We start from the raw sequence: 13554 nt of genomic DNA on the forward strand, positions 1-13554 counted from the left end.
AGGGGAAAGGTGCCGGGCTAAGAGAGCACTGTTTAAAGAAAGGGCCTGATGGCGCAAATCTGCTGCCATCAGGCCCTTAGTTATTCCGGATATGAGGTCCTTCGTCCGTCAGGAAAGGACTGTGATCCTACCACTCGGCGACGCTGCCGTCCTCGTGACGCCAGACCGGGTTGCGCCAGCGATGGCCTTCCTTGGCACGCTCGATGACATAGGCCTCGTCCACCTCGATGCCGAGACCCGGTCCCTGCGGGATCGAGACGAAGCCGTCGGCATAGTGGAACACTTCCTTGTTTGAGATATAGTCGAGGATGTCGTTGCCCTTGTTGTAGTGGATGCCGAGGCTCTGTTCCTGGATGAAGGCATTGTAGCTGACGGCATCGACCTGCAGGCAGGCGGCAAGCGCGATCGGACCGAGCGGGCAATGCGGCGCCAGCGCCACGTCATAGGCTTCTGCCATGGCAGCGATCTTGCGGCATTCGGTGATGCCGCCGGCATGAGAGAGGTCGGGCTGGAGAATGTCGACATAGCCGTCCGACAGCACTGATTTGAAGTCCCAGCGTGAAAAGAGCCGCTCGCCGAGCGCGATCGGCGTCGAGCAATGATTGGCGATTTCCTTCAGCGCTTCGCGGTTTTCAGAGAGAACGGGCTCCTCTATGAACAGCAGCTTGTAGGGCTCCAGCTCCTTGGCCAGTACCTTGGCCATCGGCCGATGGACGCGGCCGTGGAAGTCGACGCCGATGCCGATATAGGGACCGATCGCCTCGCGGATGGTGGCGATGGTCTCGACTGCCTTTTCCACCTTGTCGTAGGTGTCGACGATCTGCATCTCCTCGCAGCCGTTGAGCTTGATCGCCTTGAAGCCGCGGGCGACGACCTCCTTCGCATTGTTGGCGACGTCGGAGGGGCGGTCGCCGCCGATCCAGGAATAGACCTTGATCTTGTCGCGCACCTGGCCGCCGAGCAGCGAATGGATCGGCTGTCCGAGCGCCTTGCCCTTGATGTCCCAGAGCGCCTGGTCGATGCCGGCAATCGCCGACATGTGGACAGCGCCACCGCGATAGAAGCCGGCGCGGTACATGACGTTCCAGTGGTCCTCGATCAGGAAGGGATCCTTGCCGATCAGATAGTCTTCCAGTTCATGCACGGCTGCCTGCACGGTCAGCGCCCGGCCTTCCACGACAGGCTCGCCCCAGCCGACAATGCCCTCGTCGGTCTCGATCTTCAGGAACATCCAGCGCGGCGGTACAATATACGTGGTCAGTTTCGTGATCTTCATGGGTATGATTCCATTTCGGCTTTGGATGATATCAGCGGTCTGCAGCCGCGGATTTCGGGGTTTCTGGTTTCATTCTCCGGCCATCGTCCAGCCGTCGTTCGACGGCAAGATCGCGGGCGGCGAGATCGAGCATGCGATGGGCGCAATTCCGGGCGGCGGCGCCGTTGCGCAGTCGCAGCGCCTCCACCAATTCGCCATGGACCGTGATCGCCTCGTCGCGGCTGTGGGCGGCGACATTCGAGGCATGAAGCGCGTATTTGAGGCCGGCATGCATGGCGCTCGACAGGCGGCGGAACACCTGGTTGTGGCTGGCGCTCAGCAGCACCTTGTGAAAGGCTACATCGGCCTCGGTGAAGCTTTCCGGATCATTGGCGCTATCGCGCATCTGCCGCCATGCATGGTCGAGGTCGGCAATCTCCTGGGCGGTGGCTCGTTCCGCCGCATATTCGGCGGCGGCGGGCTCGATGGTGCGGCGCGCCTCCAAGATGGATCCGAGAATATTGAATTCGGCGATATGAGGCCCCATCCACTCCAGCACGTCCTGATCGAGGATGTTCCAATCATCCTTGTCGCAGACGGTGGTGCCGACGCGTGGTTTGCCGCGCACGAGGCCCTTCGATTCCAGCACTTTCAAGGATTCGCGGATGACCGTACGGCTCACACCGAACATCACGCACAAGTCGTTTTCGCGCGGCAGGGTCGAGCCCGAGGGATAGCGTTCGGAGCAAATGTCTTCGGCGATCGACGCTGTTACGTTCCTGCGGACGCGCGGACGGCGCTCGGGCTGGGCTGACGCGCCGTGCTCCTGTCCTTCAAGCGAATCCACCCTATCTCCTCCACACCTGTCGCATGTTGCCCCGTAAACCTCTCGCGACGAGGGACATGCGCGGGGCTTTCATGCGGCCGACATCCGGCGTGCGTTTCGTGCACCCTTCGCGTCGAAGCCAAGATACGCCAATCATCATACATTGGCAATAATATTGTATGATGATTTGGAAACCTTGCGCGATTGTCGGTGGGAACAATCCGCTGTGCCGCGCTTTGTCGAAGACGACGCCGCTCTTGTTATGGCGGCGTCGTCTTCGACGGATAGAAGGACTATGGTGTCCGGGCGGATGGCGTGAATGCTGTTTGCCGTCGGTCATTGCGGGGAGGCGGCGATTCCGCTCCCAAAGCTCATTTCAACGATAAGGAGGACGACATGCAGATCAATCGTACAGGTTCGGCTCAATGGGCCGGCGGTTTGAAGGATGGCAAAGGCCAGATCTCGACGCAGAGCGGCGCGCTCAATCACTACCCTTACGGTTTCGCCAGCCGTTTCGAAGGCGTTGCCGGCACCAATCCGGAAGAGCTGATCGGGGCTGCGCATGCCGGTTGCTTCACCATGGCCCTGTCGCTGATCCTCAACGAGGCCGGGTTTACTGCTGAGAGCATGGAAACGACGGCCAAGGTGACGCTTGAAAGCGTCGAAGGCGGTTTTGCCATTACCGCGATCCATCTGACGCTGACGGGCAAGATTCCAGGCGCCGATGAAGCCACTTTCACTGAGCTTGCCAATAAGGCCAAGGCCGGTTGCCCGGTTTCGAAGGCACTCGCCTCCGTTCCGATTTCGTTGGAAGTCCACGCCGCCTAAGCGGCCATTTCACGGCTTAGCGCCGCGCTGGTTCGCGCGGCGCGTTTCATGTATATTCCGCATTCGCGCATTGGGCTGTCATTTTCACGAAATGCAACACTCAACGGAGGGGCGAATGTCTGGAATTCTCTTAATTCACGTCGTCATAAGTTTGATTGCCATCGTCAGCGGCATTGTCGTTGCCTCTGGTTTTCTCACGGCCAATCGTCACGAGCGATCGACGCTGGTCTATATGGTCACGACCATTCTTACCAGTTTGACGGGTTTTCTGTTTCCGTTTCACACTGTCACGCCGGCAATCATCGTCGGCAGTCTCTGCGTTCTCATTTTCATACCGACCGCGCTGGCGCGCTACAGCTTTCATCTTGCAGGCATCTGGCGTCCCGTCTTCATCATCGGGGCCATGGTGCTTCTCTTTTTCAACTGTCTCGTGCTGATCGTCCAATCGTTCCAGAAGATACCTGTGCTCAATGCACTGGCGCCCAATGGCAACGAGCCGCCGATACTTGCGGCCCAGGCGGCGCTCTTGGTCGTGTGCGTGCTTGTCGGCTTTTTGAGCATCCGCCGCTTCCGCCCGGCGCTTTTGGGCGCCTGATCACGCGTCGATCGTTCCGCGACAAAATGTCGGACACTTTCGACTCCGTTCCGCCAAGCGCGTTGTCGATGATTTAACTCTTGTTTCAAGTTGTCCGGCGCATTCTCGGTTTATTCAATAGCATCTGAAAGCTGCCTGCAGTTGTGGGCGGCTTTCTTGACATCGGCGCTCTGATGATTTACGAGTGACGAAAATTGAAAATCGTCACTCGTAAATCATCAGGTTATGCTCATGCTCGATCTTCCCGATATCAGCGCCGATCCTGCGCGTCAGGAAAACATCGCGCGAATTCTCGTTGCCGCCGAAAAGCTGTTTCGCCACTATGGTTACAGCAAGACGACCGTTGCCGACATTGCTCGCGATCTCGGCATGTCGACGGCGAATATCTACCGGTTCTTCGCCTCCAAGGGCGAGATTCATCAGGCTCTCTGCGGGCGTATGCTCGAACAAAGTTACCTGATGGCCCTCAATATCCGCAATCAGCCGATCAGCGCATCCGATCGACTACGGGCCTACGCCATGGGCCAGTACAAGATGACGCTGGAGACCATGCTCGATGAGCAGAAGGTTCATGAGATGGTTGTCATCGCCATCGAGAGCGCATGGCATGTCATCGAGAAGCACATCGTTCGTATTCAGGATCTGGTTGCCGAGATCATCGCCGAAGGCATAGCCGCCGGCGAGTTCGTCGAGCAGGATCCGGTTATCGCGGCCAAGTGCTTCGCTTCGGCGACCGTCGATCTCTGTCATCCGCAGATGGTCGCACAATGCCTGGGCAAGACATATCAGGCCAAGCCCGAGGATCTTATCGAATTCGCCATCAGAGCCTTGAAGAAATAACACTCCGCGCACCGCATTGGCCGGCGCGCTCCCACTCTTTGTTCGACTTTAGGAGAGCGACATGGTTTCGCTGACAACCACCACCCTACGGACCGTTGCCGGCGCTGCTTTATTTGCCGCCTTGGGGCTCGCCCTTTCGGGCTGCAATGAGAAGAAGGAAGAGACGGCTGAAGTGATCCGGCCGGTGAAAGTGGTCGAGATCGCCCAGGCGGATACGACGCGCAAGCTCGACTATTCCGGCTCTGTCAAGGCACGGACGGATATGAACCTCGGCTTCCGCGTCAACGGCAAGATCGTCGAGCGCAAGGTTGATATCGGCGAGAAGGTCAAGCCCGGCGACGTGCTCGCCCGCATCGACGCCACCGATTACGTTCTGGCGGTGCGCCGCTCGCAGGCGGATCTGGATTCGGCGGAAAAGCAGGTGCAGACGACCGAGCTTGCCCGCAACCGCGCCCAACTGCTCTTCGACAAGAGCGTCGGCTCGAAATCGCAGCTCGAACAGGCCGAGCTTTCCTATGATCAGGCCGTCTCGACGCGCGATTCCGCTGTGTCGGCGCTGGCCGAGGCGAAAAACCAGGTCGCCTACAGCGACCTGACGTCGGATATGAACGGCATCGTCACCACAATCAATGCCGATGTCGGTCAGGTAGTCAGCTCCGGCACACCGGTTATCACCGTCGCCGTCGACGGCGAGAAGGAAGTGCTGATCGCCGTGCCGGAAATGGATATCGCGCAGTTCAAGGTCGGCAAGGATGTCAAGGCGCGCTTCTGGTCCGATGATGCGCTGGTGCTTGACGGCAAGGTGCGCGAGGTGGCTGGCAGTGCCGATACGCAATCGCGCACGTTTGCGGTGCGCGTGAGCCTGCCGAACGATCCGCGTGTGCTCCTCGGCATGACGGCGACGATCGAGGCGCAGGCCGACAATACTCAGCCCTATGTTTCCATTCCTCTGAGCGCCCTTGCGCAAAGGAATGGGCAGCAGATCGTCTGGCTCGTCGACCGTAGTGCCGGCATCGTGCATTCCCGAGCTGTCAAGGTTGCGGATTTCGCCGATGACGGCGTCCGCGTTGCCGATGGCCTCCGGGCCGGCGATGTCGTGGTCGCGGCCGGCACGCAGTTCATGACCGAGAATATGAAGGTCAAGCTTTCGGCCGCTTCAGCTCAGCAGGCCGCCGCCGATACCCATGCCGCTTCGGCGGCGGACATCGTGCGCTAACGGAACCGAGAGGGCGAAATCATGTCCATCAACAACACGTCCGGCGAGAAGAAGCCTTTCAACCTGTCGCGCTGGGCGATCGGCCATCCGAGCATTGCGCGGTTCCTGTTCGGTCTCATCATCATCGCCGGTGCGCTGGGCCTGACCCATATGGGTCAGAAGGAAGATCCGGATTTCACCTTCCGCGTCATGGTCGTGCAGACCGTCTGGCCCGGTGCCTCCCTGCAGGACATGGAAGACCAGGTGGTCAACAAGATCGAGCGCAAGCTGCAGGAAACGCCGCATCTCGATTGGGTCAAATCCTATACCCGCGCCGGCTTTGCCATCACCACCGTCCAGATCAAGGGTGACACCAACACCGCACAGGTGAAGGACGCCTTCTACCAGATCCGCAAGAAGGTCGGCGATATCAGCAACGAGCTGCCATCCGGCCTGCTGGGTCCCTATTTCAACGATGAATTCGGCGATACCTTCATTACGCTGCATTCGATCAGCGGCGATGGCTTCACCTATCCGGAACTGAAGAAATTCGCCATCCAGGCGCGCGACATGCTGCTTTCCACGCCCGGCGTCGAGAAGGCCACCATCATCGGCGACCAGGCGGAGCAGATCTATATCGATGTTTCCTCCAAGGTGCTGGCCGAGCGCGGACTGACGCTCAACGACCTGAAGAACGCCGTCGTCGGCCAGAACAACGTCGATCCGGCCGGCAACGTCGATACCAGCACGCGCTCCGTGCGCATCTCGGTCGAAGGCGATGTCAACAGGATCGAGGACATCAAGAATCTGCGCCTGACCGCTGGCGGCCAGGTGACCCGCCTCGGCGATATCGCCACCGTCACAGCCGGGCTGCAGGATCCCTACACCGCCAAATTCCTCTACAATGGCCACGCGAGCGTGCAGCTCGGTGTCGTCATGGCCAACGGCTACAAGGTGACCGATGTCGGTGCGTCCGTGGAGGAAACCTATAAGCGCTTCGAGGCTTCGCTGCCGGTCGGCGTTCAGGTCGACCAGATCGCCAACCAGCCTGAGGTCGTTACCGACGCCATCAGCGAGTTCATGCATGCGCTCGGCGAGGCGCTTGTCATTGTGCTGATCGTCTCGTTCGTGTCGATCGGCTGGCGTTCCGGCCTCGTGATCGCCATCGCCATTCCGCTGGTGCTGGCCGCGACCTTTGCCATCATGTACGAGCTCGGCATCGACCTGCAGCGCATCTCGCTCGGCGCGCTCATCATCGCGCTCGGCCTGCTGGTCGACGACGCCATGATCGTGGTCGAGCTCATGGAGCGCAAGCTGGAGGAGGGGCTGGTAAAGCTCGATGCGGCCAGCTTCGCCTATTCCTCGACTGCCTTCCCGATGCTGACCGGTACGCTGATCACCACGGCCGGCTTCATTCCGGTGGGCTTTGCGGCATCGACGGCGGGCGAATATGTCCGCACGCTCTTCTATGTCGTCGGCATCGCGCTCGTGGTGTCCTGGTTCGTCGCCGTCTATTTCACGCCATGGCTTGGCTACATGATCCTCAAGCAGCGCCATCATGCCGGCGAGCATCACGATGTCTTCGACACGCGCTTCTATCGTCGCCTGCGGTCCTCAGTCTCCTGGGCCGTGCGCCATCGCATCATCGTGTTGCTTGTGACGCTTGCCGCCTTCGTCGGCAGCCTCTGGTCCTTCCAGTTCATTCCGCAGAACTTCTTCCCGCAATCGTCGCGTCCAGAGATCCTGGTGGATTTGTGGCTGCCCGAGGGAACCAGCATCAAGGAAGTGGAACGGCAGGCGCAGGCGCTCGAATCGCGCATGGCCGATGATCCGGACAAGCGTTTCATCGCTACTTATGTCGGCCAGGGCGCGCCGCGCTTCTTCCTGCCGCTCGACCAGCAGCTCACCAACCCGAACTATGCCCAGATGCTTGTCATGGCCAAGGACGAACCGGCACGTGAGCGGCTGATCACCAAGCTGCGTTCCATCCTCGCGGCGGACTTCCCGTCCGTCCGCAGCAAGGTCGACCGCCTGTTCCTCGGTCCGCCCACAGGCTGGCCGGTGCAGCTGCGCGTCATGGGTCCGGATCGGCAGGAGGTTCGCCACATTGCCGACGAGGTGAAGCAGCGCTTCTCCCAGAATCCGCTGCTCGGCGCCATCCACGACGATTGGCTCGAGCCGGTGCCGGCCATGAAGCTGGTCATCGATCAGGATCGCGCCCGCGCGCTCGGCGTCACCTCGCAGCGCATCCGCCAGATACTGCAGGCCTCGATGTCCGGCTTCACGCTCGACAACTACCGCGAAGGCGAGGAAACTGTCGGGATCGTCGCCCGAGAGCCGGACGCCAGCCGTCATCTGCTGACATCGGTCAACTCCGTCTATATCCCGACTGATACCGGCGGGTTCGTGCCGCTATCGCAGGTCGCCAAGGTCGTGCCCGTGATGGAGCAGAGCATCGAATGGCGTCGCGACCGCCTGCCGACCATCACCGTGCGGGCGACATTGCCCGACAATGTGCAGTCGAACGATGTGACCGCCGCGCTCTATAACGGCATGGCGGATCTCAGAAACAGTCTGCCGGCCGGCTACAAGATCGAGATCCAGGGCGGTGCCGAAGACAGCGCCGAAAGCCAGGCCTCGATCGCTGCCAAGGCGCCGATCATGCTCGTCATCATCGTCGTGTTGCTGATGGTTCAGCTGCAGCACTTCGGCAAGGCGATGCTGGTGCTGGCCACCGGACCGCTCGGCATCATCGGTGCGGCAGCGGCCCTACTGATCAGCGGTGCGCCCTTCGGCTTCGTGGCGATCCTCGGCGTCATCGCGCTGCTCGGCATCATTATCCGCAACTCGATCATCCTCGTCGACCAGATCGACCAGGATATCGCGGCGGGCATGGACCGGAAGGAGGCGATCATCGGCTCTGCCGTACGTCGTTTCCGGCCGATCATGCTGACGGCACTGACGGCGGTGCTCGCGCTGATCCCGATCTCGCGCGGCGTCTTCTGGGGTCCGCTCGCCTACGCCATGATGGGCGGCATCCTGGTTGCGACCGTGCTGACCATCTTCGTGCTGCCTGCAGGCTATGCCCTGTTCTTCGGCCGCGAGCCGAAGAACAAGTCGGCGGAGCCAGCAGCCAAGCAGGAGGAGAGCAACGACGCCGTCGATCATCTGCCACCGGCCATCGCTGCGGAATAGCAGGCGCGGATAAAATCAAAGGGGCCTCGGTCTATGCCGGGGCCTTTTTTATTTCGGCGATGTGATCGCTCAAAAGCCCGGCGTCAGGATCGTCTGCCTGTTGTCGGCGATCTTGAGGACGGTGAGGTCCCCGCCCATGGAAACGGCGGTGTCGATACCGATGCGGCCGATGCCGAAAACCGGACGTGGTGCCGGGGTATGCCCATGGACGACCAGCACCGGCAATCGCGGGCCTTCGAAGAGGAAAGGCTCGCGGATCCAGATCAGCTCTTCGTCGGTCTGTTCGGCGAGCGGTATGCCGGGCCGGATGCCGGCATGGACGAAGATGACGGAACCCACTGTCACGGCGACCGGCAGCGAGCGCAGCAACTCGATATGGGCTTGCGGAACGGCCTGCCGGACGATTTCGCCGAACTCTTCGATGCTCTTGCCTTCTTCCCGCAGCAGATGTTTCGCGTCGACGCCATAGGAGGCGAGCGTCGGGCCGGCGCCAAAGGACAGCCAATCACTGTTGTTGCCGGGATCATCCAGGAATTTCAGGAAGACGTCGTCGTGATTGCCGAGGAGAGCGTAGCGATCGAAGCCCGATGGCGGCGGTTCGCAAAGATGCTGCAGCACATCGCTCGATCGCGGGCCGCGATCGACATAGTCGCCGAGGAACATCAGGAGCTTCCGGCCGGGAATAGCGCTCGCATCCTCGACGATGCGCTTCTCGGCTTCGAGCAACGCGTCATGGCATCCATGGATGTCGCTCAACGCATAGATGGCTGCATAGTCCTGTGCGGGAAGGCTGATGCGCGCACGCTGGGGCTGTTCCATGACCTTCGCCGTTCTCCCGCCGAAAAGTCGATAAAATAACCGCATGGTCGACATCCGCAAGCGCTGGCGTGACGGCATGATCTCTTTGAGGATATGTCAATAATTCCGCCTACTTAGGCGATGGCGCGACCGTATTCCAGCCGGTGGCCCTGCGCAAGCTGCGCCAGCGGATGATGCTTGCGCTGAGGTTGCTACGGTTAAGAGACGGAAGACGATCGGCGCGGCTACGTGTCAATCTGACCGGTGCGGCTGTTGGCGGCTGGTGTGGTGGAGCGTTTTGCGACGGGATGCGTGATGAACAAGGGCTTCTCCCGGTCGCCGCGTGCGCTGCGGTTCCTACAGATGGCGACCGGGAGCTTCAGGTTCGAGACTTTTTCACACTACCCATGATATGCCGCTTGCAGCCCGGTAACGTCGAGCTTGACCATCTGCATCAGCGCCTGCATGACGCGCGCGGCCTCGGCCGGATCAGGATCGGCCAGGAGCTTGCTAAGCACGGTCGGCACGATCTGCCAGGAGACGCCATAGCGATCCCTGAGCCAGCCGCATTGCTCGATTGCCCCGCCATCGGCGAGCCCCTCCCAGAGCCGGTCGACTTCTGCCTGATCGGTGCAATCCACCTCCAGCGAGATCGCATGGGTGAATTCGAAGCGGGTGCCGCCGTTCAACGCCATGAAGCGCTGGCCGGCAAGGGTGAAGCCGACGACCAGAACCTGATCGGCCTTGCCGGCCGGGGTGTCGACGAGGTTTTTCTGCACATGGTCGATCCGGGAATCCGGAAACAGCGAGACGTAGAATTTCGCAGCCTCCTCGGCTTCGTGTGCGAACCACAGGCATGGGGCAATTTTTGACATCGGGTGATCTCCTCTCCTGGATGGGTCTCGTTCTAGCCAGGCAGCCAGAGGACGTTTGAAAGGGAGGGATGCCGACAAGGAGAGTTTCAAAAAAATGCTTTTCAAGGCGATGCGGGCAGGTGGGGTTGTTGTTGCCAATATCGACTGTGGAATTTGCGGAGGGCGCATTATCCCCCTTCTCCCCGAGGGGAGAAGGAGCTTACGGCATCGGCATGCTCCCTATGCAATTGCCCTGCCCACATGGGGAAGATGTCGCGAAAGCGACAGACGCGCGGCACACGAGAGAGGCATTTGGCCGAGACGACAACCAATTCAACCGCCCGTCGCCAACCTCTCGGCAAACTCGATCGCCTCGATCAGGCTGCGCTCGTTGGCAATCCCCTTGCCGGCGATGTCGAAGGCCGTGCCGTGGTCGACGGAGGTGCGGACGATCGGCAGGCCGAGGGTGATGTTGACGCCGGAAAGATCCAACCATTTGCCGGTTGCCGGATCGATCTCGAAGCCCAGCAGCTTGACCGGGATATGCCCCTGATCGTGATACATGGCGATGACGGCATCATACTGGCCGGCGCGCAGCTTGACGAAGACGGTGTCACCGGGAACGGGGCCGACGATATCGAAGCCATCGGCCACGGCTGTGGCGATGGTGGGGGCGGAAATATCGATATCCTGACGGCCGAAGAGGCCGCCTTCGCCGGCATGCGGATTGAGCGCCGCAACCGCAATCTTCGGCCTGGCGATGCCGAGATGCTTGAGCGCCTTGTCGGTGAGGTCGATGACGAGGCGCAGCCGCTCAGGCGTCAGGCGCTTCGGCACATCCTCCAGTGCGACATGGGTGGTGACGTGGCTGACGCGCATGTTGCCGTGGGCGAGCATCATCACCGAGCCACGCGCGCCGGTGAGCTCGGCCAAAAGCTCGGTATGGCCGGCATAGTGGAAGCCGGCCTTGTTCAGCGCCTCCTTGTTGAGCGGCGCGGTGACGATGCCGCCGACCTTTCCGGCCATGGCGAGCTGAACGCCCTTCTTGATCGCCTTGAAGGCCATGCGGCCGCCATCGGCGGAAAGCTGGCCGGGCAGGATCGGCTCGCCCTCGACATCGGCCTGGATGAAGCAGAGGTTCGGCCAGTCGCCATCCATCTGCGTCTCAGGAATTTTGATGTCGAGGCCAAGCTGCTGTTCTGCCAGGCGAAGGGAAGGGCCGCTGCCGATGATTGTAAGTTTTAACTTACCTTCTTCGATCTGATCCTTCAGGCGCGCCGCGGCCTTGAGGATGATTTCCGGGCCGATGCCGGCGGGGTCACCCATTGTGATTGCCAAATGCCGCGTCATGGCTCTTCTCCTCCGACGATCAATGCGTTTTCATCCAATAGATCGCGCCACAGGGTCGGGCCGCCAAAGGCGCCGGACTTTGAAATCACGGACACCCCTTCCCAGGGGCCGCCGATGATCGTGGAGCAGGGCAAGCCCGGCGCGGCCTGGCCGGTGAGCTTGAGAGCGGTGACGCCGAGGGCAGTGCAAAGGTTCCGCAGGGTTTCGCCGCCGGCGACGATCAATGTGGCCGGCGCGGGCAGAGCCTTGGCAATGCCGCCGAGAGTGGTCTCGATCCGCTTTGCCGCGTCGTCTCGTTCGAGCCCCACCGGCAGATCGACGCTGACCATTGCGATGCCGCCCTGGTGGAGGCGCGCATCGACCACGTCAGCGCCCGCGCCTTCCGCAAGCTTCAGCCAATAGGGACCGCAGGCCTGAAGCTGCGCCAGCGTGATCGGTTGATCGGAGCCGAAGAGGCCTATCACCGGTCTTTGCAGTCTGCGTGAAACGGGCACGGAGGGTGCGGGATGCATTCCCAAATTGCCATTCCGTGCCAGCGCCTGCGCCAGCCCACCGGTGCCGGACCACAGAACCGGCCCTCGCACTCGCGCTGATATCCACGAGATGACGGCGTCCAGATCGTTATCCGAATGGGCGTCGAAAACATGGATGCCATCTGGAATAGGTTTATGTTCTTCGGCATCGACACGGTTTTGGCTCAGTGTAGTGTTGAAGGCTGGCAATCCCTCGGCCCTCAGCTGCGCAACCAGATCGCCGCTGACATCGCGCCATGTCTCGTTGCCGGCAAAGAGCACCTGCCGTCCGCCCCGGGTATGTCGCCCATGATGCGGAAAAGCCGGGGCGAGGATGCAATGTCGCCAGTGCCCGAGCCGGAAACAGGCCGCCAGTTCCGCAGCCCAGGGGCCGCGAAACAGGCTATCCACCTTCTTGAAGGCGATATCCGCGCCCTTCAGCAGCGGCGCAAGCCCGCCAACGATCATTGCTGCTTCGGCCGCCGATTTCTCGCGGGTGCCGGTATCGATCGCAAAACCATCGGGGAGTTTCGCCGGAAGTGCATCCCCGTGCCGCACCTCGATCGGCCCGCACAAGCCGACGAATTCCACCGCCGTATCGAGCGCGCCGGTGAGATCGTCAGCAAGGAGGCGGAGGGTGGGCATGATGGAGGGAGCCTTCAGCGGGCTTTGCGGGTATCGGATGTGGGCATGAAAGCAAGGCCTTACGGCTGCTCGAGCGAAGCGCAATCTTCAGCCTTCCATGAGGCTTGTCAACGGGTTGCTTTGTCACCGTTGCATTGATCGGGTCGCGCCATTCGCCACGTTTACTCTGAAGCCGATATGCGGCTATGGTCGTGCCCTGGCGATAGGGTTATAGGTTTCTGTCGATTCAAGGAGAGCATAGTGAGCTACGATTTCCATGTGGGCCAGAAGGTCGTCTGTATCGATGACAAGTTCAAGCATGTCAGCATCGACCAATTGATCCGCAAGGGCACAATCTACACGATCCGCTGGGTCGGCGAATATACGCATTATGTCGACGGCACCTTCATTGGCGTGAAGCTCGAGGAGATCCATCGCGGCAATGATGACGGCCCCGAAGGCTATGGCGCCGACGACATGCCCTATCGCGCCACCCGCTTCCGTCCGCTGGTGAAGGACAAGATTGCTTCGCTCAGAAAGCTGCTGGCCCCGACGCCCGATGCGCCGGCCGAGCCGAAGGTGAAGGTCAAGAAGACAGAAAAGGTCTGACGGGCAGGGAAGGGGCGGCGGCGAAACCCCTGCCGCCCTCGCTGTCTGTTTTGATGCAATTGCGGACGAAGAC

12 protein-coding genes are annotated in these 13554 nt (G+C 61.0%); 6 read left to right on the forward strand and 6 right to left on the reverse strand.

Going from position 1 to position 13554, the window contains the following annotated elements:
- Nucleotides 1-127: 127 nt before the first annotated feature.
- Entirely contained in the window at nucleotides 128-1276 is a 1149-nt protein-coding gene (gene dgoD, locus FHT29_RS00080) for a galactonate dehydratase (RefSeq protein ID WP_037200032.1), read from the reverse strand.
- Between the two features lie 31 nt (nucleotides 1277-1307).
- Nucleotides 1308-2102 carry a FadR/GntR family transcriptional regulator gene (locus tag FHT29_RS00085; protein ID WP_168598928.1) on the reverse strand — a complete coding sequence of 265 codons (795 nt, stop codon included), beginning with the start codon at nucleotides 2100-2102 and terminating at the stop codon, nucleotides 1308-1310.
- A 375-nt stretch (nucleotides 2103-2477) separates the two neighbouring features.
- On the opposite strand from FHT29_RS00085, the gene FHT29_RS00090 reads away from it, so the two are divergent.
- The 5 genes from FHT29_RS00090 to FHT29_RS00110 all read left to right on the forward strand — a co-directional run bounded on the left by FHT29_RS00090 (nucleotide 2478) and on the right by FHT29_RS00110 (nucleotide 8734).
- Nucleotides 2478-2909 carry an OsmC family protein gene (locus FHT29_RS00090; protein ID WP_034483104.1) on the forward strand — a complete coding sequence of 144 codons (432 nt, stop codon included), beginning with the start codon at nucleotides 2478-2480 and terminating at the stop codon, nucleotides 2907-2909.
- Between the two features lie 115 nt (nucleotides 2910-3024).
- Nucleotides 3025-3504, forward strand: coding sequence for a hypothetical protein (locus FHT29_RS00095; RefSeq protein ID WP_047555120.1), 480 nt, complete (start codon nucleotides 3025-3027; stop codon nucleotides 3502-3504).
- A 231-nt stretch (nucleotides 3505-3735) separates the two neighbouring features.
- A complete protein-coding gene (locus tag FHT29_RS00100; RefSeq protein ID WP_047555414.1) occupies nucleotides 3736-4344 on the forward strand; it encodes a TetR family transcriptional regulator in 609 nt (202 codons plus the stop codon).
- Between the two features lie 61 nt (nucleotides 4345-4405).
- Nucleotides 4406-5560 carry an efflux RND transporter periplasmic adaptor subunit gene (locus tag FHT29_RS00105; protein WP_047555121.1) on the forward strand — a complete coding sequence of 385 codons (1155 nt, stop codon included), beginning with the start codon at nucleotides 4406-4408 and terminating at the stop codon, nucleotides 5558-5560.
- A 21-nt stretch (nucleotides 5561-5581) separates the two neighbouring features.
- Entirely contained in the window at nucleotides 5582-8734 is a 3153-nt protein-coding gene (locus tag FHT29_RS00110; protein ID WP_162740636.1) for an efflux RND transporter permease subunit, read from the forward strand.
- Between the two features lie 69 nt (nucleotides 8735-8803).
- Here FHT29_RS00110 and FHT29_RS00115 read toward each other — a convergent pair whose 3' ends face one another.
- From FHT29_RS00115 to FHT29_RS00130, 4 genes are all read right to left on the reverse strand, one after another.
- Complete coding sequence (locus FHT29_RS00115; protein WP_246702961.1) at nucleotides 8804-9553, reverse strand: metallophosphoesterase family protein; 750 nt, start codon at nucleotides 9551-9553, stop codon at nucleotides 8804-8806.
- A gap of 380 nt (nucleotides 9554-9933) precedes the next feature.
- A complete protein-coding gene (locus tag FHT29_RS00120) occupies nucleotides 9934-10407 on the reverse strand; it encodes a VOC family protein (RefSeq protein ID WP_168598929.1) in 474 nt (157 codons plus the stop codon).
- Between the two features lie 312 nt (nucleotides 10408-10719).
- On the reverse strand, nucleotides 10720-11736 hold the full coding sequence (gene pdxA / locus FHT29_RS00125; protein ID WP_168598930.1) for a 4-hydroxythreonine-4-phosphate dehydrogenase PdxA: 1017 nt from the start codon (nucleotides 11734-11736) through the stop codon (nucleotides 10720-10722).
- Nucleotides 11733-12893: a four-carbon acid sugar kinase family protein gene (locus FHT29_RS00130; protein ID WP_168598931.1), complete on the reverse strand. Its 1161-nt coding sequence runs from the start codon at nucleotides 12891-12893 to the stop codon at nucleotides 11733-11735. The genes pdxA and FHT29_RS00130 overlap by 4 nt, the downstream gene beginning before the upstream one ends.
- Before the next feature lie 240 nt (nucleotides 12894-13133).
- Here FHT29_RS00130 and FHT29_RS00135 point away from each other — a divergent pair, with 240 nt between their 5' ends.
- Nucleotides 13134-13481: a CAP-Gly domain protein gene (locus tag FHT29_RS00135; RefSeq protein WP_168595298.1), complete on the forward strand. Its 348-nt coding sequence runs from the start codon at nucleotides 13134-13136 to the stop codon at nucleotides 13479-13481.
- Nucleotides 13482-13554 lie beyond the last annotated feature (73 nt).

The organism is Rhizobium sp. SG741, assembly GCF_012275435.1.
In the GTDB taxonomy this organism is placed as follows: Bacteria; Pseudomonadota; Alphaproteobacteria; order Rhizobiales; family Rhizobiaceae; genus Rhizobium; species Rhizobium lusitanum.

Excerpts from the sequence above, each read along its gene's own strand:
- dgoD (WP_037200032.1), bottom strand. The coding sequence starts at position 1,276 with ATGAAGATCACGAAACTGACCACGTATATTGTACCGCCGCGCTGGATG.
- FHT29_RS00090 (WP_034483104.1), top strand. The coding sequence starts at position 2,478 with ATGCAGATCAATCGTACAGGTTCGGCTCAATGGGCCGGCGGTTTGAAG.
- FHT29_RS00095 (WP_047555120.1), top strand. The coding sequence starts at position 3,025 with ATGTCTGGAATTCTCTTAATTCACGTCGTCATAAGTTTGATTGCCATC.
- FHT29_RS00100 (WP_047555414.1), top strand. The coding sequence starts at position 3,736 with ATGCTCGATCTTCCCGATATCAGCGCCGATCCTGCGCGTCAGGAAAAC.
- FHT29_RS00105 (WP_047555121.1), top strand. The coding sequence starts at position 4,406 with ATGGTTTCGCTGACAACCACCACCCTACGGACCGTTGCCGGCGCTGCT.
- FHT29_RS00110 (WP_162740636.1), top strand. The coding sequence starts at position 5,582 with ATGTCCATCAACAACACGTCCGGCGAGAAGAAGCCTTTCAACCTGTCG.
- FHT29_RS00115 (WP_246702961.1), bottom strand. The coding sequence starts at position 9,553 with ATGGAACAGCCCCAGCGTGCGCGCATCAGCCTTCCCGCACAGGACTAT.
- FHT29_RS00120 (WP_168598929.1), bottom strand. The coding sequence starts at position 10,407 with ATGTCAAAAATTGCCCCATGCCTGTGGTTCGCACACGAAGCCGAGGAG.
- pdxA (WP_168598930.1), bottom strand. The coding sequence starts at position 11,736 with ATGACGCGGCATTTGGCAATCACAATGGGTGACCCCGCCGGCATCGGC.
- FHT29_RS00130 (WP_168598931.1), bottom strand. The coding sequence starts at position 12,893 with ATGCCCACCCTCCGCCTCCTTGCTGACGATCTCACCGGCGCGCTCGAT.